The sequence below is a fragment of the Niveispirillum sp. genome (genome assembly GCF_017996735.1).
Lineage (GTDB): Bacteria > Pseudomonadota > Alphaproteobacteria > Azospirillales > Azospirillaceae > Niveispirillum.
On the sequence record NZ_JAGOGJ010000030.1, the window covers coordinates 12,684 to 31,625 of the forward strand.

Genomic DNA, 18,942 nt, shown 5'->3' on the forward strand with positions numbered 1-18,942 from the left:
ATGACGATGATGATGACGCAAGGAGAGACCCGATGAAGGTCCTGGAAACACCGACACCCGAGAGCGGCCCCGCACGGACAATCCTGATCAATGGTGAATTCAAACCGTCGCGATCCCAGGCGACATTCCCCAGCATCAACCCCGCGACAGCGGCAACCATCGGCGATGTCAGCGCCGGGGATGCCGATGATGTGGATGATGCCGTGCGCGCCGCGCGCCAAGCCTTCGAGGACAGGCGCTGGCTGAAAATGCCCGCCCCGCAGCGCGCCCGTATCCTGCATGCCATCGCGGACCGGATCGAAGCGGAACTGGAACAACTGGCACGCAACGAGGTGTTGGAAAATGGCATGCCGCTGCCCGTCGCCCGCGCCACCATCGGCAATGGCGCGCAGGCGTTCCGCTATTTCGCGGGCTGGGTCGGCAAGATCCATGGCCAGACGGGCGAGATGGCCCAAGGCGACCCATTCTTCGGCTACACGCTGAAGGAGCCCATGGGCGTGGCGGCGCTGATCGTTCCCTGGAACGGCCCCTTCATGATGGCCTGCCACAAGGTGGCTCCCGCTCTGGCCGCCGGTTGCACCGCCATCCTGAAGCCGGCGGAGGATACGTCCCTGAACAGTCTGCGTCTGGCGGCCATCGCGCTGGAAGTGGGGGTTCCGCCGGGCGTGCTGAATGTCGTGACGGGCCTGGGCAGTGTGGTCGGCGCGGCGCTGGCCGCTCATGATGATGTCGACAAGGTCAGCTTCACCGGATCGACCGCCGTCGGCCGCCAGATCGTGCAGGCGGCGGCCGGCAACTTCAAGCGACTGTCCCTGGAATTGGGCGGCAAGTCGCCGGTCATCGTGCTGGAGGATGCAGACCTGGACAAGGCGGTTCCCGCCGTGCTGGCCGGAATCATGACCAATTCCGGCCAGGCCTGCGTCGCGGGCTCCCGGCTTTACGCCCACCGGCGGATCTATGACCGGCTCATTCACGCCGTCTCGGATGCCGCATCAAAGATGGTGGTCGGCAACGGGCTGGACGATGGCACACAGATGGGGCCGGTGATCTCCCGCAAGCAACTCGACCGGATCCTGGGCTATATCGAGAGCGGAATTGCTCAGGGTGCGGAACTCACCACGGGCGGCAGGCGCCGGGACGGCGATGGCTTTTTTGTCGAACCGACAATCCTTTCCCATGCCCCGGCGGACGCCAACGTGATGCGGGAGGAGATTTTCGGCCCGGTCCTTTCCGCCATGCCTTTCGATGACCTGGACTGGGTGATCAAACAGGCCAATGCGACACGCTATGGGCTGGCCGGTGCGGTCTATACGCGCTCCCTGGAGGCGGCCCACACGATTGCCCGATCTGTGCGGTCAGGCAACTTCTGGATCAACTGCCACAGCGTGCAGGATTTTTGGCTGCCCTTCGGCGGCTACAAGGAATCTGGCTGGGGCCGGGAACGCGGCGCCATGGGACTGGATGCCTTCATGGAAACGAAATCCGTCGTCGCGCGTCTCTATTAGAGCGGAGATTTTTTGACTTGAATCGAGTGGTTGAGGCGTGAGTCCGTCTTACCTATCGAAGGTTGCTTCGCGGGAGCGTGAGACGGGCGGGTGCTGTGCCCGCGCCCAGCGGAGCCATCTGGCATCGGTGCTTGCCCCGCACCGGGAAGCGCTGGCGGCGCTGCTGGGTTCGAGAATGACCTGACGCTGGCGCAAATCTGCGGCTGGTTGGCGTTGCATCACGAGGTGGTGGTCAGCCCGACCTTGATGGGCGTGGCCGAAGCCATCAGCGCCAAGGGGGCCGAGCTGCGATATCTGCCGCCCTACAGTCCAGATCTCAACCCGATCGAACAGTTCTTCTCAAAACTGAAGGCAATCCTTCGACGCGTCGGCGCCAGAACGCTACCAGCCCTCTGGCGATCCATCGGTGACGCCTTGAAACACGTCGCCGTTGCCGAGACCAAAGCTTTCATACAAAATGCCGGATACCGTTTCCAGTTAGGGTAAAACCGCTCTAACGCCGAAATAGCGTGTCGTGAAATATGAGGTGTGACTGGTCAAACCGCCGCATCCGATGCCGAACAGGAGAAAAATCGCAAGGGTAAGCAGTTCTCCATGCACAAGCTGGAGGGGGATCAGGCTTGCCACTGCGGCCAAGGCGAAGGGCAACATGGCGCGCGGCGTGTCGAAGCGGTCAAGCATTCTATTCGCTCCTGTCTTCGAGCTGAACCTGTCGGCCGCGCGGAATCACGGCAGCACGGACAATGGCAGCTTGATTTCCCACTGAAATAATACGAAAATCCCATTATCATGCCGAAAACTAACAGCTCTTCGCTACGGGCATATTGTCATCGACATAGCTGTCGGACACATTTATCTTACCCTGATGATTGCGAATATTATTATAGGCATCATCCTCCTTTCTTCGATTTCTTTGTCGATGGCCGCATTGTGTTCTGGCACAGTAGCGGCGTTTTGAAATGGCCCTGCGGGGTTTACCGTTGGCGAAGCCCTCCATATGCCGCCCATAACGCCCCGGTCATCCAACCACAATCCACAACCAGATCGGTGCCGGTGATGGCAGAGGCACGGGGGGAACAGAGGAACTCCACCGCCTCCGCCACCTCCGCCGGCTCCACGCAACGGCCGAGCGCCATCTGCGCGTCCAGGTCGGCAGGGTACCGGTCACCGCTGCGCTTGCGCTCCACCACGCGCGGCACCAGCGTGATGCCGGGCGACACGGTATTGACCCGGACTCCCCGACCGCCCCATTCGCCCGCAAAGCTCTTGGACATGGTAATGATGGCCGACTTGCCGGGACCATAGATGTTCAACGGCGTGGAGCCATGGGCGGTGACCGATGACAGGTTGACGATGGCACCACGGCCAAGTGCCGCCATCCGTTCCCCGAAGGCGCGGTTGGCGAGGTAGGTGCCGCGGACATTCACCGCCATGATCCGATCGAACAGGTCGGGTGGTGTCTGCTCCACCGGCATATTGGCCTGGAAGATGCCGGAGGAGACGACAAGCGCCGTGGGGGCGCCGACCTGCCGCTCAACCTCCATCGCCAGCCGCGCCACGGCGTCCCCATCGGTGACATCCACGCCAAAGGCCCGGCCGCCGGCCCTGTCCGCCACCGCCGCCGCCGCCGCCTCATCCTTGTCGGCGACCACGACGCTCCAGCCATGGGCATGCATCACCGTGCAGCAGGCAGCGCCGATACCGTTGCCTCCGCCGATCACCACCGCGATTTTCAAGTCCTGCATGCTTACATCCTCACGGGGAATGGCGGGTTTGGCGCAGCGCAAACACGGCCACGACTTCTACGGATATCCCCTGCGCCAGCGACCCTACCCCGATAGAGGCGCGGGGATGATGGCCGGCATGGCCCAACACCTCGACCAGCAGGTCCGAGCAGCCATTCATCACCTTGGTATGGTCGGTGAAGTCGGGCGTGGCATTGACGATGCCCTGAAGGTTGACCACGGCCTCCACCGCGTCAAGGCTGCCCAGCAGCTTGCGGGCCGCCGCCAGCACCGTGAGGCCCGCCAGCCGCGCATGGGCGTTGGCCTCGGTGACGCTCAGATCGGCGCCCACCTTGCCCTTGGCCAGGTGGCCCTGCTGATCGCGCGGCCCCTGGCCCGCCAGCCACAGCAGCCCGCCATGAATGCGGCCCGGCAGATAGGTGCCGCTGGGTTCCGGCAACGGCGGCAGCACCAGCCCCAGTTCCGCCAATCTACGTTCCGCACTCATCCGCCGACTCTCCCGGCCTTCCACGCCTTGTAGCGCTCGAACGCCCCGTCGAAATCCATGCGTTCCGCCACCGGATCACCCATGGGGCCTGCCGTCAGCCCGCCATCCACGACCAGCGCATGACCGGTGATGAAACTGGACCGGTCGCTCGCCAGGAACAAGGCCGCGTCGGCGATGTCCTGCGGGATGCCCGCGCGAGGAATGGGCTGATACTTCGCCCATTCCGGTTCCATGAAGGGGGGCAGGTCGTGCGCCTCCTCCGGCTTCAACCCGAAGCGCGCACCCTGCATGGGGGTGGCCGTGCCGCCGGGATTGATGGTGTTGGAGCGCACGAAATGCTTGCCCAGCTCCGGGGCGGCGGCACGGGCGAAATGGATGATTGCGGCCTTGAGCGCACTGTAGGTCCAGGGACCGAACCCCGCCTGCAACCCCGCCGTCGACGCGATGGAGATGATGCTGCCGGAACGCTGGTCCATCATGGGCGGCGCGCAGTATTTGTAGCCCAGCACCACGCCCCGGAACAGCACAGCCACCGTCCGGTCGAACGCTGCCATGTCCAGTTCACCGATGGGACCCTTGACGCCCAGGAAGCCCGCCACGTTGACCAGCGTGTCGATGCGGCCGAACCTGTCCAGCGCGGTATGCGCCAGGGCACGCATATCCTCCTCCCGCGCTACATCGGTGGGCACGAAGAGGCAGTCCGGCCCCAGGGAAGCCGCCAGTTCCGACCCAGCCTTGGTCTGCACGTCGCCAAACACGACCCTGGCCCCGTTGCGGACGAAGGTCTCCACGGTGGCGCGTCCGATGCCGGAGGCGCCACCCGTCACGACCGCGACCTTGCCCGCGATATCCTGTGCCATGGCGAGCCCCCTATACTAGTGCCGCCAGGGTCCGCGCCTTGTCCTGCGGCTCGGTCGACAGGTCAAGAGCGCCGAACCCGTCCAGCACCTCACCCACTGCCGCCACAAAGGCGTCGATATCGGCATCGGTCACCGGCAGGGACAGGGTGAGATAGCTGCGCCGGGCCGTGTTGAAGCCGCGGTTCAGCAGTTCCAGATGCATCAACTTACGCAAGGCACCCCGGAACTGCACCTGATCGGGATGCAGGATCTCGCCATACTGGAAATGCATGTTGACCAGGGAGCCGATGCCCGTGGCCTGGAACGGCACGGGGCTGCCGGCGGACAGGGTGTTCAGCTTGTCCCGCAGCCGGTCGCCACGATCATGCAGGTCCTGCGCCGCCGCCGGCGTGAACACCTTTTCCATGCCGGCGGCACCGGCGGCCATGGCCACGATGCTGTTGTTGAAAGTGCCAGCATGCTTGATGAAGGCGGGGTGGCGCGGGTCCAGCCGCTCCATGATCTCCCGCCGTCCGCCGAACACGCCGCTGGCCAGACCGCCGCCCAGATACTTGCCCATCGTGGTCATGTCGGGGCGGATGCCGTGGAAGCCCTGAAGCCCGCCGCCGGCCATGCGCGACGTCATGGCCTCATCAAAGATCAGCAGCACGCCAAGTTCGGTGGCCGCATCGCGGAGCGCCTGCAGGAATTCCCGCGTGGCCGGCAGGGCGCCGCCGCCGCCCATCATCGGCTCTACGATCACGGCGGCCAGCTTGTCGCTGTCCTTGCGCATGGCGGCCAGGGTGGCCTCGATGTCGTTGTAGCGGCCCATGCGGAACGGGAAGGGCAGCGTCAGGGGGCTGCCATCGGTCGGGAAGGCCAGGACACCACCATGGTAACCGCCTTCGAACACCATGATGTCCGACCGGTCCGTATAGAGGCGGGCCATGGCCAGGGCGAAGATGTTGGCTTCCGTTGCGGAATTGCAGAAGCGCACCATCTCGCAAGAGGGGAACCGGTCGGCGATCAGGCGGGCCAGGTGGCTTTCATGCACATTGAGGCCGCCGAGCGCGATGCCGCTATCAATGGCGTCATGCATGGCCTTGGCGATCACCGGATCGGAATGGCCGTAGATGCCGGCCGAGAACTCATTCAGCAGGTCGTGATAGGTGATGCCGTCGGCATCCGTCAGCCGCGCCCCCTGCCCCGACAGGAAGGTCAGCGGGAACGGGTCGTAGTAGAGCACCGTGCGCGTATTGCCGCCGGGCAGCACCTCACAGGAGCGCTGCCAGATCTCCCGGCTTTTCGGATGCAGCCGGTTGAAGGTGGCTTCCGCATCGGCGATGGCCCTCTGGAACGAAACCGAATTTGCCATGAGGCTTTCCTCCAAGAACGCATTATTGATGGCGCGGCGAGCCGCAATCTTTCAGGCCGGCACGAAAACGGGCAGCGCGTCGTCACCGGTTGTCGGGATGAAACGCACGCGCACCGCCTGGCCGATGGCGACAGCCTGGGGATCAGGGGCCAGGATGTTGGTCATCATGGTCGGCCCTTCCGCCAGGGTGACCAGCGCCACGATATAGGCGCCGTCGCGTGTCGGCACCGCCGTGTAGGAATAGATGGTCCCCTCCCCCGATGCCTCTAGCCAGGAGGTGGCGGACAGGCAGAAGGGGCACAGCGCGCGGGGATAGAAGAACGCCTCCCCGCACGCGTTGCAGCGTTTGATCAGCAGCCTGCCGTCGCGTGCCGCGTCCCAGAAGGGAGCCGTCTCGGGATTGCGGGCCGGGGCCGCCGGCTTGAAATCGACATCCATGTCAGACCGCCTCCAGAACCAGCGTGGCGGAGCTGTGCCTTGTGGTCAGCATAGCCCCCGTCGCCTGGACCAGCGCCAGGTCGCAGTTCGCCACCTGCACGGCCGGATGCGCTTCTCCGCGAAGCTGGCGCACCGCTTCGAATATCTTCGTGGCGCCGCCGCGATTGTTGGGGTGGTTGTTGCAGAGCCCACCGCCGTCGGTGTTGAAGGGCAGCTTGCCGATGCCGGAGATCAGGTTGCCGTCCGCCACGAAGGCCCCACCCCGGCCCTTGGCGCAAAAGCCCAGATCTTCAAGTTGCAACAGCACCGTGATGGTGAAGCTGTCATAGATGGAGGCGTATTTGATGTCCGCCGGCGTCACCCCGGCTTCCGCGAAGGCGATGGGTCCGGACCGGGCCGCAGCCGTGGTCGTCAGGTCCACGCGCCCGCCCTTCAGTGTCTTCACCGCCTCCCCCGCGCCACGCAGCCTTACGCCGGGCCGCTTCAGGGAACGGGCGATCTCTGGCCTGGCCACGATGATGGCCCCCGCCCCGTCGCTGACTACGCAGCAATCCAGCAAATGCAGCGGGTCGGCCACCATGCGGGAATTCACCACATCCGCCACCGTCACCACCTCGCGCAGCATGGCATGGGGGTTGTGCTGCGCATGATGGCTGGCGGCGACCTTGATCCAGGCCAGTTGCTCCGGCGTCGTGCCGAATTCATGCATGTGCCGGCGCGCGGCCAGCGCATATTGCGCCGGCACCGTGACCCGGTAGGGCAGTTCGAACGAGCTTTCCGGCGTCGAACTCATGGTCGGCAACGGCGTACCCTGACCCGACCGGGGCATGCCGGCAAAGGTGATCAGGGCCACATCGCACTTGCCGGCCCTGATGGCCTGCGCGGCGTGGGAGACATGCATCAGGTAGGATGCACCACCGGTATCGGTGGACTCCGCATGGCGGACATCCAGGCCCAGATAGTCGATCATCGACATCGGCCCCAGGCCCGGCGCCACGCTGTCGGTGAAATAGGCGTCCACATCGGCCTTGGTCAGGCCGGCATCATCCAGCGCCGCCCGCGCCACCTCCGCATGAAGCTGTGCCAGCGTTTTGCCTTCGATCTTGCGATCAGGATATTCGTGGATGCCCACGATGTGGGCGGCACCCCTCAGGCTCATGATGCCACCGGTCCCCGGCGCAAGGGCACGCCCGTCTGCGCCTGCAATTCGTCAAAAGTGACCCCCGGCGCCATTTCACGCACGGTCATGCCCGTCCGATCCACGTCAATGATGGCCAGGCTGGAATAGACCCGCGTCACCGCCCCCACGGCCGTCAGCGGATAGGTGCATTTCTCCACCAGTTTTGGCTCGCCGCTCTTCGTGGTGTGGTCGGTGATGACCCACACCCGCTTGGCGCCCGCCGCCAGATCCATGGCGCCGCCCACGCCGGGCGGCACGGACAGGTCGTTGGTTGCCCAGTTGGCGAGGTCACCCGTGCCTGAGACCTGATAGGCACCCAGCACGCACAGGTCCAGATGGCCACCCCGGATCAGGGCAAAACTGTCGGCATGGTGAATCAGCGACCCGCCCGGCCGGATGGTGACATTCTGCTTGCCGGCATTGACCAGCCAGGGATCGACCTTGTCCGGCTCCGGCCGTGGCCCCATGCCGATCAGGCCGTTCTCCGAATGGAACATGACCTGCCGACCTTCGGGAATGAAATCCGATACCAGCAGCGGGATGCCGATACCCAGATTGACGTACCAGCCGTCCCCGATATCGTGGGCCACGCGGCGGGCCAGATCGGTGCGGCTGAATGGTAGAAGCTCGGCCATGTCAGTTCCCCCCGGCGCTGAGGCGTGGTTCGGCCACATGCACGATACGATCGATATAGATGCCGGGCGTCACGATCATTTCCGGGTCAAGCTCCCCGATCCCGGCCAGATGGCAGGTCTCCACGATCGACAGGCGGGCCGCCGTCGCCATGATCGGGTTGAAATTGCGCCCCGTGCCCCGGTAGGTGAGGTTGCCCAGCGGATCGGCCCGCCAGGCCTGCAACAGCGCCACATCGGCATGGAGCGGCAATTCCAGGACCTGCGGCACACCGTTCAGCACCCGCACCTCCTTGCCTTCCGCCAGCATGGTGCCGGCAGCCGTGGGGGTGTAGAAGCCGCCGATACCCGCACCCGCCGCACGGATGCGCTCTGCCAACGTGCCCTGTGGCACCAGTTCCAGCTCGATACGGCCCCGGCTGTACAGTTCCCCGAACACCTTGTTCCCTTCCGCACGCGGGAAGGAGCAGATGATCTTGCGCACCCGGCCCAGTTCCAGCAGCAGGGAGGCGCCGACCCCGGCGACCATGCCGGCATTGTTCATGATCAGGGTAAGGTCGCCCACACCCCTTTCGATCAGGCCGTTGATCAGCGCGTCGGGTTGGCCGACCAGCCCGAAACCCGCGATCATGACACTGGCGCCGTCATCAATGCCCGAAAGGGCTTCCGCGACGCTGTTGACGATCTTGTTGGTCAAGGTCTCGCATTCCCGTCCATCGTTCACGGCCCCGGCACTATCGGCGCCGGGGCCATCCGTTTGCAATCACCGCTTCACGCTCCCTCAGGCGCCGGGCTGGCGGTCGCCGGCCTCCATCGGCACGAGTTGAAAACTCATGCCGATGGCCTCAGAACCGCGCGCGTACCCCCGCCTTGAAATTCCGCCCGATTGGATCAAACAGCAGCGGGTTGCCGAACAGGCGCAGGGTCGAAGGCGGGTCCTTGTCGAAGACATTGTTGACCACGCCGAACAGTTCCAGTTGTGTCTCCCCCGCGTTGAAGCGAACCCGGCCCGAAAGGTCCAGATAGAAGCGCCCGGCGACATGGTTGATGTTGGCACTGTTGGGCAGGTTGACGTCATACCCGTCCTGCTTCGGCCCGATCTTGGTCAAGTCCAGAATGCCGCGCGGGATATAGCGCCCCTGGGCGGTGATGCCATACCCGTCGTTCTCGTAGGTGACCACCGCGTTGGCCCGCCAGCGCGGTACACCCAGCAGGTTGGAAACGGCGCCGGGATTGCCGGTCCAGTTGGCATATTCCTGACGCGTGCCGGTGGCGCTGATCGTTGTAAGGTGATCAACATAGTTGGCGTTCACGCTGAAATTGACGCGGTCGCCGCCATCCAGGCGCCAGACATAATCCGCACTCGCCTCCCAACCGGCGGCGCTCAGCACGGAGAGGTTCTGATAGGCCGAATTTACCGTCGTGATGCGGCCCGTGACCGGGTCGCGCGCCACGAAGCCGCAGAGCGAGGTTGTGCCCGAAGAACAGAGATTGATGGTGCTCTGCGCACTGAGTACATCAATCGCATCGCGCACCCTGATCTTGTAATAGTCGACCGAGAGGGAGAAACCGTCCAGAAAAGCCGGCTGGATGACCCCGCCCGCTGTGAACGTCGATGCCTTTTCCAGTTCCAGGCTTGGATTGCCGCTCTGCACCAGAGTCATCGGGTAGGTGGAGCGCAGATCCGGATCGGTCAGGGGCGAGGACGTGGCCACGGAGACCGGGCTGAGTTCGGCCGGGGTAGGGGCACGGATGTCGCGCGACTTGGTGACACGGAACATGAACTGGTCGTCGGGCCGGTAGACCGCCCCCACCTTCCAGGTCGTGGCTGACCCTGTCTTGCTGTAATGCGTCTGGCGGACAGCGCCATCCACTTCCAGCGACTTGCCCAAGGGGCTGTCACTGAGCAGGGGCACGTTGGTTTCCAGATAGCCTTCGACCACATTCTGCCCGCCCTTGGGCAACAGAGTGGCGTAGTTCTGGAAAAAGGCGCCGGCCTGTGACAGCGCGTCGGCATTGCCCTTGTACCGGTTGACCCGGAAGTCGCCACCCAGCGCCACCGACACCGGCCCGGCGGGCAATTCAAACACCGTGCCACGGGCATTGGCAGCCACTTCGTGCTGCCAGTAGCGCCGCGTCTGCCAGGCATCGGGATAGGCCCAGGCCGATACGGCCGGATCGGTGGGGTTGATGCCGAAATAACTGACGGGCACACAGCCATTGCCGGGATTGGTCAAGGTGGAACGGCAGACGATCTGCCCGTTCGGCGCGACCACGGCATCCACCGACTGGTTCCAGCGGGTGACGACACGATTGTTCTTGATCTCCAGATCGCTCGTGGTCAGGCCATACTGATAGTCGGCGTCCCAGGTCCAGTCATCGAACAGATCGCCATCCAGGCCGAAGAGGAAACGATAGGTCTTGTTGTCGCTCTCCGCGATGTTCTGCGGGCCATATTCCTCGACATAGCGGTTGACGGGGATACTGGTGACGCCCGCCCGGATCATCGCGTCGCGGGTGGCGGTCGGCAGATAGGCATTGTCGATGCTGATGGTCTTGCCGAATTCCGCCGGGGCCGCCCCTTGGGCCGGACCGCCCCAGACCTCAGAATAGGAGAGCTCCAGCTTGGCATTGACGGTGTCGCTGACCTGATAGTCGGTATGGCTGAAGGCCGAGAGATGCTTGTTCGGCGTCATCAGCGGCACATTGTCGACGAAATAGGCCCGTTCCACCGCCGCGTCACCACCGGTCATCAGCGTGCCGCCGACGATGGCGCCGAACTGGAACGGCCGTGGATTGCCGGCGGCATCGAACTGCGTTCCGGCCAGCGGGCCCGACGCAATCATGCCCGCCGGCGTGATGACGAACTTGGCGTTGGGCGTGACGATGGTGGCCGGCTGCCCGTTCTTGCCGGGGCCAGTACCGAAATTGGGATTGCTGACGTAATTCTCGTACCGGCGCCCCCAGTCGCGGCTGTTGATATCGCCGATACCGCCTTCCCAGGCATGTTCAACGCCGAACACGGTATGACCGCGCCCCTCGGCGATATCGCCGCCCCAGGCGGCGGCGGCATAGGTGGACTTGGCGTCACCCTGCTCGCTGATCCCACCACTGAGTTCGGCCTTGGCCCCGGTGAATTTGCTGTCAAGAATGACATTGACCACGCCGGCCACGGCATCAGCGCCATAGGCCGCCGAGGCACCGCCCGTCACCACCTCGCTGCGCGCCACCAGCAGCGACGGGATAGCGTTCAGATCGACCGTACCCAGGTCGCTGCTGGGTACGAAGCGGCGCCCGTCGACCAGGGTCAGCGTGCGGGTCGGTCCCAGACCGCGCAGATCGGCCGTTCGCGCGCCGATACTGGCCTGGACCCGGAACAGGTTGGCGGCAGGCGTCGTTGCCGCCCGGAAGGACGGAAGCTGGTTCAACGCGTCACCGACATTGGCAATGCCCAGATCGGACATGCGCTCGCTGCCCACCGCGGTCACCGGGGTCGGCGCGTTGTAGCCACTGCGGGCCAGGCGCGAGCCGGTGACGATGATCTCCTCCAGCACCTCGCCCTGGTTTGTGGGCGGCGTGGTGGCCGGCGCGGCATCCTGTGCGACGGCTTGGGCCGTTGGAAGCAGACCTGCCAGTGCAAGCGCTACCGCCGAACAGCCCATCAACATTATCCGGCTGCATCTGGTCATTGTTTCCTCCCTTGAAACACACCTGGGTGTGATTCTCTGACACCCTGTTTTCGCGTCGCCGATGACTTATGTAACCGGCGTGTGAGTATCAACTCTAGTTTTTATTACCCACATCTTGATGCCGTTACCGTATAGTGGATGTGATAACGGCATGCTGCGCGGCGTTTTCCAGTCATGCCGCTGGCACGGTCAGCCGGGTCAGCCGGCCGATGGTTTCCAGCCTCTCCACGGCATCGACCGCCGCGATCATCTCTCCCACCCGTTCGGCGCCCAGTACCGGATCGGCCAGGAGATGAACCTTCGCGTTCATTTCCGCGTTGGTCATGGGGTTGGCGATGGACCCTTTGGGATGATCGACCTGACTTTCCAGGCGGGCACCGCCATCGGTTTCCACTGTCAGGTGGCACGAAACGCCGCGCGGCAGCGTCTCGTCCGGCACGATCTCCAGAAGGTCGGACAGGCGCCGGATATCCGGATCACCCAGCTTCTCGTTCTGGTATTGCGGGAACAGGGCCGCCCCTTCGATCAGGGCCACCGCCACCGAATAGGGCAGGCTGACCTGCGCCTCGTGGTAGGTTTGGGGCCGTGTGTTCAGGTGGTAATGCGCCCAGGCCGGATGGCGGCGCATCACCATGCGGCGCACGGAAGACACGGGTTCCGCCAGTTGCGCCCGTACGGCCAGCGCGCAATCGATCGCGTTATGGATGGGGCGGGCGCAGGAATAGGCCTTGTACTCGATATGGACGGGCCATTCGCTGCCCAGGCCACGGGTCAGGGCCGCGATGTCATGTTTGTCGCTGAAGGCCCGGCAGAAACCACGTTCCCCCTCGAAGATGGTGGCCGTTCCGGTAAAGCCCAGCTTCGCCATCTGCGCCGCCGTCACGCCGTTGCGGGCGGCGGGGCCGGGATTGAAGCGCTTCTGCATCGACGGCCCGTACATCTCCATCAGGCCCGACGCCTGCGCCCCTGCCAGGCCAAGCGCCGACACCATCTGGTCGCGGTCCAGGCCCATCAGCCGGCCGGCGGCAACGGTGGCGCCGAACACGCCGCAGGTGGGCGTCGTGTGATAGCCCCGATCACGCAGGGAAAAATTGGTGGCGTCGCTGGCACGGGCCATCATGTCACACCCGGCGGCCACAGCGGCGATGAAGGCTTCCCCGCTCGCCCCTTCCCGCTCGGCCGCGGCCAGTGCGGCGGAGACGACAGGCGGGCTGAAATGGAACAGGGCCAGGATATCAACATCGTCCAGTTCGATGGAATGCGAGGCGATGGCATTGGCCAGGGCCGCGTGTACCGCCGGCACCCGCCCGCCATGGCCGATGATGGTCGCTTCCTGCCTGCCACCGACCTCCAGGGCGAAACCGGCTGCCGCCTTGCCGCTGCCCGTGCGGCTGCCGCCCAGGGCCACACCCAGATAGTCACGGACCAGGGTTTTGCAGTCGGCGATCACGCCGGCCGGAATATCGGCCGGCTTCAGCGTGACGTAATGATGGGCCAGAATCTCGGCCGCTGTCTCTGTCATGGGAACCCCTGAACTCAATGGGAAGAATGGGGGAAGGTGCCGGGAGGGAACGGTTGCGGCGCCACGTCCAGGCGCACCGCGATCCCTTCCAGTTCGGGTGAGGGTGCCGGATACAGGCGCATCACCAGGGGATCATGGCCCGGAACGATGTGATCATTGCCGGGTGCCACGGCACACAACTTATCGAACCCTTCCAGCATCCGGCCGACATGGAAGGCCGTCGGAAAGGGATGCAGGCGGAGCAGGTTCTCGTAGAAATGCGAGACGTCGGAGGCCAGCACGACCCAGCCGCGCCGCGTGTGGACCCGCACGAATTGCAGGCCGGCGCTGTGGCCCCCCGCCTCGTGCAACTGGATGCCGGGTGCCACCTCGCCATCGCCCCTATGGAACTGCACCCGCTGAGCGAAGTTCAGCCGTACCACCGCGCAGACATCCTCCACCTCGAACGAATGCGACAGTCGCGAGTAACGCATATAGGGCCCGGTCGCGAACTGCATCTCCGCTTCCTGCAAATGGAAACGCGCGGCCGGCAGCAGCCCGAAATTGCCGGCATGGTCGTAATGGAGATGGGTGATCACCACGTCACCCACCCGCGCCGGATCGACACCCAGGTTCTTCAGCGTATCGATGGGACAGCGCAGCCACGTGCGGCTTCGCTGCGCGGCCACCTCGGCATTGAAGCCGATATCAATCACCACGACCCGGTCACCACACACGGCCACCCAGACGAAATAATCCATGGGCATGGCGCCCTCGTGCGGGTCGCCGCCCATGAAATGGTTCCGGCGCTGCGCATCACGGGTGGCGTAGCGGATGGCGTAGAGGTCCCAGACGGGCAGGTCTTCCATGGCTCAGCCCTCCCCGGCGGCGCTGACATAGCGCCGTTCGGCATCGTCCAGCATGTCCTTGCGCGTCACCCGGGCCCGTTCCCCCATGGTGATCATCTTGTCCAGGATGGCCTTGCTGTCGCCATGCTGCTTCAGATGCGCCAGACTGCCCTGGACGGCCTTGACGGAACTGTGCAGCACCAGATTGGCGTAGAGCACCAGCTTGAAGCCGATCTCCTTCAAATCCGCTGCCGGCAGCATGGGTGTCTTTCCGCCTTCCACAATATTGGCGATCTTCGGTCCCGGCAGGCGGCGGCACAGTTCCACCATCTGCGCGCGGTCACGCGGCGCCTCGACGAACAGCATATCGGCCCCAGCGGCGGCGAAGGCTTCTGCCCGGCGCATCGCCTCCTCGAACCCGCCGACGGCGATGGCGTCTGTACGGGCGATGATCAGCATGTCGTCGCTGCCCCTGGCCTCGACCGCGGCGCGGATTTTCAGCACTGCCTCCTCGAACCCGATCAGCGACTTGCCCTCGAAATGCCCGCATTTCTTGGGGATCACCTGATCCTCCACCTGGATGGCAGCGGCCCCGGCCTGAATGAATTCCCGCACCGTGCGCATCAGGTTCACGGCATTGCCGAAGCCGGTGTCGACATCGGCAATGACCGGCACCTCCACGGCGGACGTCATCTTGCGCACCTGGTCCAGGATCTCATTCATGGTGACCAGGCCATGATCGGCCAGCGCCAGTTGCGAGTTGGAAATGCCAGCCCCCGTGGCATAGACCACCGGAAAACCCGCCAGTTCGACCAGCCGGGCCGTCAGACCATCATAGGCGCCGGGCGCGATCAGCAGATCGTCGGCGGCCAGCAGGCGGCGCAATGCGGTTGCCGTCTTCATGTTTCCTACCTCATTACGTAGCCGGGACGAAGGCGCGACCTTCCAGGATGCGCCGGGCCGTGCGGCCCAAGGTGGCGCGGTGTACCTGCCAGCCATTCTCAAGGCGACCAACGATCGTTTCGGTTTCGATCATACCGGCCGGATGCCCGATCCGCACGGTCGGGCCATTGGCCCTGCGGGCGTATTGATGCACGATGGTGCCGTCCAGCCGCGCGGCCACACCGGTGCAGACCGTGCTGGTCCCGGCGTAGGTCTTGTGCATCTGCTGCATGAACATCAGACGGGAGACCAGATCGACCTCTCCCGCCCCGACCACACGTCCCGTCAGATCGTCGGTATAATCCGCCGGGGCGGAAATGATGCCCAGCAGCGGCGTGGCCGGGCTGAGTACCGCCGAACGCGATGGATCGGGGATCATGCCCATGCGGTGGGCGGCCACCCCCCGGATCCGTTCCAGCAGCGCGCGTAGTTGCGGCTGCCTGTCGATCTCCGCCGCTGATTCCGTGCCGGCCAGACCCAGGGAAGCGGCGCGCACGAAGACATGGGCGTTGCCGATATCCACCAGCGATGCCTCAATCTCCCCGAAGCCCGGTATATCCAGCCGGTCGACCGGATTGCCCGTGGGCAGCAGGGCGCCTGTGGCGGCCCCGGCCGTGTCGGCGAAATCGATCAGGATACGTGCACCCGTGCCCGGCACACCCGGCACGACATACCCCCCAACCTCCACCACCCGCCCGGCGGCCACCGGCACCTCGATGGTCAGCATGCGGCGCAGGTTGGTGTTGAAGGCCCGCACGATCGTGACCGGCTCCGTGGCCCGCACCATACCTTCCTGGATGGCGAAGGCCCCGACGGCGGCGGAGATATTGCCGCACAGGCTGTGCCAGTCGATCTCCGGCCGTTCGATCTCCACCTGCCCGAACGTGTAGGTCAGGTGGGCACCGGTGGCGCGGGGCTCATCCTCCGGCGGCGGGCCGATGATGGCCAGCTTGCTGGTCAGCGGATCGGCCCCGGCGATGCCGTCGATTTGCCGCCGGTCCGGCGACCCGAATATCTTCAGGATCACCCGCGTCCGTTCCGCCGCATCGACCGGCAGGTCGGCTTCGCGCAGGAAGACCGCCCGGCTGGTTCCACCGCGCATGACGACGCAGCGAATGCCCTCTGGTGACGTACAGGAAACCATCTTCTCCCCAGCCACGCTTGTTCTTGCCGTTTGTTGCCAAAGGGTATGAACAGCGGCAGAGGCCCCGTACAATCACATGTCGTTGTGGAGTATGAACCAAACAGCATAGTCGGATACGCATCCCGATGCTGATTTGTGCGCCAAATCCGCTATCGATAGCCCCACGACATTTATTGGGGAGGACGGGAATGACCCGCAGCATCATCGGCTTCATCGGGCTTGGCGTGATGGGGGAACCCATGTGCCGCCATCTGGCCGACAAGAGCGGCGCCGCCGTGCTGGGTTTCGATCTGTCGGATGAACCGCTGGCCCGGCTGGCGGCACATGGCGTGGAACGCGCAGCCTCGGTCGCCGACCTGTTCGCGCGCGCCGATATCATTTTGGTATCCCTGCCCAGCGGGCGGCATCTGGAAGGGCTGTGCGATGGCCCCGACGGTGCCCTGGCCCAGTCCCGCGCCGGCCAGATCTTCATCGACCTGGGGACCAGCCCACTGGACCTGACGCGAAGGCTGGCTGCGGATTTCGCCGCACGGGGCGTGCGCTATGCCGACGCGCCCGTCGCCCGCACTCGTGCGGCGGCGGAGGCCGGGACCCTGGCCCTGACCGTGGGCGGTCCGGCAGACCTGTTCGCCGCCATCGAACCGCTGTTGCGCTGCTTTGCGTCGGAAGTGACGCATTGCGGCCCGGTGGGGGCCGGCCAGATCGTGAAAATCCTGAACAATATGGTGGTGGTGGGCACCGTGGTCGCCCTATCTGAGGCGGCGTCCATCGCCAAGGCGGCGGGTATTGAAACCAAGGCCCTGTTCGAGACCTTCGCCAAGGCCTCGGCCGACAGTTTCGCGCTGCGCAATCACGGGCTGAAATCGGTCGCCGCAGGGGAATTCCCCGAACGGGTCTTCTCCACCGATTATATGCTGAAGGACATGGGCTATGCGCTGCGCATGGCCGCCGATGGCGGGATAGAGGCCCGTGGCGCTGACTACGGTCGCGAACTGCTGGAACGGGCGTCGGCGGCCGGCCATGGCGGCGCCTACTGGCCCGTGATCTCCACCCTTCTGCGCCCAGATGGCAGTGATCCGGCTTAATGGCGGGGGGGGCGCCCAGCGGCACCCCGTCCCTTCAGTTTGCCAGCAGCGCGTCCCGCGTCCGTACCACCAGATCGCGGGCAGCTTGGGCGAAGATCGTCGTATCGGCACTGACCATGACATAGGCATAGCCGCGCTCCCGCCGCTCCACGACCTGGGCCGGGGTCTGCACCGCCGTGCCCACGGGGATGCCGCGCGCGCGCGCCGCCGCCAGCACCTTCTCCTCGGCGGCCTTGAGCGTCGGGTGGGTGGCGGGCAGTCCGGAACTCATGCACAGGTCGCCAAAGCCGATGAAGGCGGCGTTGAGTGCGGGAGCCTTGTCCAGGATGGCTTCAATATTCTCCAGCGCCGTCAGATCCTCAAGCTGCACCCCGCGCAGAATGTGGTTGCGGCCATGGTCCAGATATTCATCGACACTATCCAGCCCCCAGCGTGCGGCGCGCGACGTATAGCCCATGCCGCGGGTGCCCAGCGGCGGAAAGGCCATGGCCGCCGTCACCTCCGCCGCGATTTCCGGCGTTTCGACGCGCGGCGTCAGGATGCCGTCAACGCCCGCATCCAGCAGGCGCTGCGTGGCGCTGCTGCTGCGGTCGGGCGCGCGGACCAGGGCGGCCATGCCGGTGGATTGCGCCTGGGCGATGGCGGCGCCGGCTGTCTGGAAGCTGTGCGGGGCGTGTTCCATGTCGATGACGACGAAGTCGAAACCGACATGGCCCAGCAGTTCCACGGTCTCCAGCGACGGTATCTTCGCCCAGGTGCCGATCAGGAACGCATCCTTCGCCCGCAGGCGTTCCATGATGCTGCTGCGCTTGGCCAATTGTCTCTCCCTTGGTTTCATGGACTGGTAGTGGCTTGAATGGGGATCGGCGGACCCGCCAATCACGATTGGGCATGGAGGATGCCGGAATGGAATGATCGCCGCTGTTATTGGAGTGCCATTGTTCAGCATGGCATGACAACCTGTCGATGCCGTACCGATTGCCCGACCACTCAAGCCGTTTTATGGGTGCAGGGCTTATCCGAAGCCGGGCAGGCCCGGCCTGTCCCCACAAAATCTCAACCGGGAGCATCCCCATGAACGCCCAGGAACGTATCGCCCTTTCGCAAATCCTGCATCAGAACGCCATCGATTACTGGTACGACGTCGATCACAATTGGGGCCGCAACGTCGCCCGTTTCTTCGTGGATGATGCCGTTTTCGACGGGATGCAGGGCATTGAGGCCATCAAGAAATTCTATGCCTGGCGTGAGGGACGCGGTGCGCGCGTGGCGCGGCACCTGATTGCGAATTTCCACGCGGAAATCCTGTCCCCGACCGAGGTCAAGACCACCTATATCCTGACCATCTATGCCCATGACGGCGTCGCCCCCATGCCGATGGTGGAACCGATGGTGATCTCCGATCAGGTCGATCATTGCGTTTTGTGCCCGGACGGGGTCTGGCGCTACAAGTCACGCGACCTGCGTGGCCTTTTCAAGTCAGAGTACCCGGCCACCAAGCCGCCGGCGGACCTGCTGGCCAAGGCGTGAAA

The 18,942-nt window shown here is 64.7% G+C and carries 18 protein-coding genes and 1 pseudogene; 4 read left to right on the forward strand and 15 right to left on the reverse strand.

Annotated elements, in window-relative coordinates; all coding sequences use genetic code 11:
• Positions 1 to 32 precede the first annotated feature (32 nt).
• Both KBA48_RS11910 and KBA48_RS11915 read left to right on the forward strand, forming a co-directional pair.
• The gene (locus KBA48_RS11910; RefSeq protein WP_292906506.1) at positions 33 to 1,505 is read left to right on the forward strand and encodes an aldehyde dehydrogenase; all 1,473 of its coding nucleotides are present in this window, start codon (positions 33 to 35) and stop codon (positions 1,503 to 1,505) included.
• Positions 1,506 to 1,754: 249 nt separating this feature from the next.
• Positions 1,755 to 1,910 (forward strand): annotated as a pseudogene (locus tag KBA48_RS11915) (transposase); the annotation flags it as partial.
• A gap of 72 nt (positions 1,911 to 1,982) precedes the next feature.
• Here KBA48_RS11915 and KBA48_RS11920 read toward each other — a convergent pair.
• The 14 genes from KBA48_RS11920 to KBA48_RS11985 all read right to left on the reverse strand — a co-directional run bounded on the left by KBA48_RS11920 (position 1,983) and on the right by KBA48_RS11985 (position 16,325).
• Positions 1,983 to 2,186, reverse strand: coding sequence for a hypothetical protein (locus KBA48_RS11920; RefSeq protein ID WP_292906508.1), 204 nt, complete (start codon positions 2,184 to 2,186; stop codon positions 1,983 to 1,985).
• Positions 2,187 to 2,479: 293 nt separating this feature from the next.
• Positions 2,480 to 3,250, reverse strand: a complete 771-nt coding sequence (locus KBA48_RS11925; RefSeq protein WP_292906510.1) for an SDR family oxidoreductase — start codon at positions 3,248 to 3,250, stop codon at positions 2,480 to 2,482.
• Positions 3,251 to 3,260: 10 nt separating this feature from the next.
• Positions 3,261 to 3,737: a RidA family protein gene (locus KBA48_RS11930; RefSeq protein ID WP_292906512.1), complete on the reverse strand. Its 477-nt coding sequence runs from the start codon at positions 3,735 to 3,737 to the stop codon at positions 3,261 to 3,263.
• The gene (locus tag KBA48_RS11935; protein ID WP_292906514.1) at positions 3,734 to 4,597 is read right to left on the reverse strand and encodes an SDR family NAD(P)-dependent oxidoreductase; all 864 of its coding nucleotides are present in this window, start codon (positions 4,595 to 4,597) and stop codon (positions 3,734 to 3,736) included. Before KBA48_RS11935 ends, KBA48_RS11930 begins: the two co-directional genes overlap by 4 nt.
• Positions 4,598 to 4,607: 10 nt before the next feature.
• The gene (locus KBA48_RS11940; protein WP_292906516.1) at positions 4,608 to 5,951 is read right to left on the reverse strand and encodes an aminotransferase class III-fold pyridoxal phosphate-dependent enzyme; all 1,344 of its coding nucleotides are present in this window, start codon (positions 5,949 to 5,951) and stop codon (positions 4,608 to 4,610) included.
• 51 nt (positions 5,952 to 6,002) lie between these two features.
• Positions 6,003 to 6,389 (reverse strand): Zn-ribbon domain-containing OB-fold protein, encoded by a 387-nt coding sequence (locus KBA48_RS11945; RefSeq protein ID WP_292906518.1) that lies wholly within the window; start codon positions 6,387 to 6,389, stop codon positions 6,003 to 6,005.
• Between the two features lies 1 nt (position 6,390).
• Positions 6,391 to 7,548 (reverse strand): thiolase domain-containing protein, encoded by a 1,158-nt coding sequence (locus tag KBA48_RS11950; protein ID WP_292906520.1) that lies wholly within the window; start codon positions 7,546 to 7,548, stop codon positions 6,391 to 6,393.
• Positions 7,545 to 8,204, reverse strand: coding sequence for a 3-oxoacid CoA-transferase subunit B (locus KBA48_RS11955; RefSeq protein ID WP_292906522.1), 660 nt, complete (start codon positions 8,202 to 8,204; stop codon positions 7,545 to 7,547). The genes KBA48_RS11950 and KBA48_RS11955 overlap by 4 nt, the downstream gene beginning before the upstream one ends.
• A 1-nt stretch (position 8,205) precedes the next feature.
• Positions 8,206 to 8,898: a CoA transferase subunit A gene (locus KBA48_RS11960; RefSeq protein ID WP_292906604.1), complete on the reverse strand. Its 693-nt coding sequence runs from the start codon at positions 8,896 to 8,898 to the stop codon at positions 8,206 to 8,208.
• A gap of 148 nt (positions 8,899 to 9,046) precedes the next feature.
• The gene (locus KBA48_RS11965; RefSeq protein ID WP_292906524.1) at positions 9,047 to 11,890 is read right to left on the reverse strand and encodes a TonB-dependent receptor; all 2,844 of its coding nucleotides are present in this window, start codon (positions 11,888 to 11,890) and stop codon (positions 9,047 to 9,049) included.
• Positions 11,891 to 12,062: 172 nt separating this feature from the next.
• Positions 12,063 to 13,412, reverse strand: a complete 1,350-nt coding sequence (locus tag KBA48_RS11970; RefSeq protein ID WP_292906526.1) for an MmgE/PrpD family protein — start codon at positions 13,410 to 13,412, stop codon at positions 12,063 to 12,065.
• 14 nt (positions 13,413 to 13,426) lie between these two features.
• On the reverse strand, positions 13,427 to 14,260 hold the full coding sequence (locus tag KBA48_RS11975; RefSeq protein ID WP_292906528.1) for an N-acyl homoserine lactonase family protein: 834 nt from the start codon (positions 14,258 to 14,260) through the stop codon (positions 13,427 to 13,429).
• A gap of 3 nt (positions 14,261 to 14,263) precedes the next feature.
• Positions 14,264 to 15,142, reverse strand: a complete 879-nt coding sequence (locus tag KBA48_RS11980; protein WP_292906530.1) for an oxaloacetate decarboxylase — start codon at positions 15,140 to 15,142, stop codon at positions 14,264 to 14,266.
• Between the two features lie 13 nt (positions 15,143 to 15,155).
• Positions 15,156 to 16,325: a 2-methylaconitate cis-trans isomerase PrpF family protein gene (locus tag KBA48_RS11985; protein WP_292906532.1), complete on the reverse strand. Its 1,170-nt coding sequence runs from the start codon at positions 16,323 to 16,325 to the stop codon at positions 15,156 to 15,158.
• 188 nt (positions 16,326 to 16,513) lie between these two features.
• On the opposite strand from KBA48_RS11985, the gene KBA48_RS11990 reads away from it, so the two are divergent.
• Positions 16,514 to 17,410, forward strand: coding sequence for an NAD(P)-dependent oxidoreductase (locus tag KBA48_RS11990; RefSeq protein WP_292906534.1), 897 nt, complete (start codon positions 16,514 to 16,516; stop codon positions 17,408 to 17,410).
• 34 nt (positions 17,411 to 17,444) lie between these two features.
• Here KBA48_RS11990 and KBA48_RS11995 read toward each other — a convergent pair whose 3' ends face one another.
• Complete coding sequence (locus KBA48_RS11995) at positions 17,445 to 18,227, reverse strand: aldolase/citrate lyase family protein (RefSeq protein WP_292906536.1); 783 nt, start codon at positions 18,225 to 18,227, stop codon at positions 17,445 to 17,447.
• A 257-nt stretch (positions 18,228 to 18,484) separates the two neighbouring features.
• On the opposite strand from KBA48_RS11995, the gene KBA48_RS12000 reads away from it, so the two are divergent.
• Positions 18,485 to 18,940, forward strand: coding sequence for a nuclear transport factor 2 family protein (locus tag KBA48_RS12000; RefSeq protein ID WP_292906538.1), 456 nt, complete (start codon positions 18,485 to 18,487; stop codon positions 18,938 to 18,940).
• The last annotated feature ends 2 nt before the right edge of the window (positions 18,941 to 18,942 follow it).

Coding starts and splice junctions, on each gene's coding strand:
- KBA48_RS11910 (WP_292906506.1), top strand. CDS start 33: ATGAAGGTCCTGGAAACACCGACACCCGAGAGCGGCCCCGCACGGACA.
- KBA48_RS11920 (WP_292906508.1), bottom strand. CDS start 2,186: ATGCTTGACCGCTTCGACACGCCGCGCGCCATGTTGCCCTTCGCCTTG.
- KBA48_RS11925 (WP_292906510.1), bottom strand. CDS start 3,250: ATGCAGGACTTGAAAATCGCGGTGGTGATCGGCGGAGGCAACGGTATC.
- KBA48_RS11930 (WP_292906512.1), bottom strand. CDS start 3,737: ATGAGTGCGGAACGTAGATTGGCGGAACTGGGGCTGGTGCTGCCGCCG.
- KBA48_RS11935 (WP_292906514.1), bottom strand. CDS start 4,597: ATGGCACAGGATATCGCGGGCAAGGTCGCGGTCGTGACGGGTGGCGCC.
- KBA48_RS11940 (WP_292906516.1), bottom strand. CDS start 5,951: ATGGCAAATTCGGTTTCGTTCCAGAGGGCCATCGCCGATGCGGAAGCC.
- KBA48_RS11945 (WP_292906518.1), bottom strand. CDS start 6,389: ATGGATGTCGATTTCAAGCCGGCGGCCCCGGCCCGCAATCCCGAGACG.
- KBA48_RS11950 (WP_292906520.1), bottom strand. CDS start 7,548: ATGAGCCTGAGGGGTGCCGCCCACATCGTGGGCATCCACGAATATCCT.
- KBA48_RS11955 (WP_292906522.1), bottom strand. CDS start 8,204: ATGGCCGAGCTTCTACCATTCAGCCGCACCGATCTGGCCCGCCGCGTG.
- KBA48_RS11965 (WP_292906524.1), bottom strand. CDS start 11,890: ATGACCAGATGCAGCCGGATAATGTTGATGGGCTGTTCGGCGGTAGCG.
- KBA48_RS11970 (WP_292906526.1), bottom strand. CDS start 13,412: ATGACAGAGACAGCGGCCGAGATTCTGGCCCATCATTACGTCACGCTG.
- KBA48_RS11975 (WP_292906528.1), bottom strand. CDS start 14,260: ATGGAAGACCTGCCCGTCTGGGACCTCTACGCCATCCGCTACGCCACC.
- KBA48_RS11980 (WP_292906530.1), bottom strand. CDS start 15,142: ATGAAGACGGCAACCGCATTGCGCCGCCTGCTGGCCGCCGACGATCTG.
- KBA48_RS11985 (WP_292906532.1), bottom strand. CDS start 16,325: ATGGTTTCCTGTACGTCACCAGAGGGCATTCGCTGCGTCGTCATGCGC.
- KBA48_RS11990 (WP_292906534.1), top strand. CDS start 16,514: ATGACCCGCAGCATCATCGGCTTCATCGGGCTTGGCGTGATGGGGGAA.
- KBA48_RS12000 (WP_292906538.1), top strand. CDS start 18,485: ATGAACGCCCAGGAACGTATCGCCCTTTCGCAAATCCTGCATCAGAAC.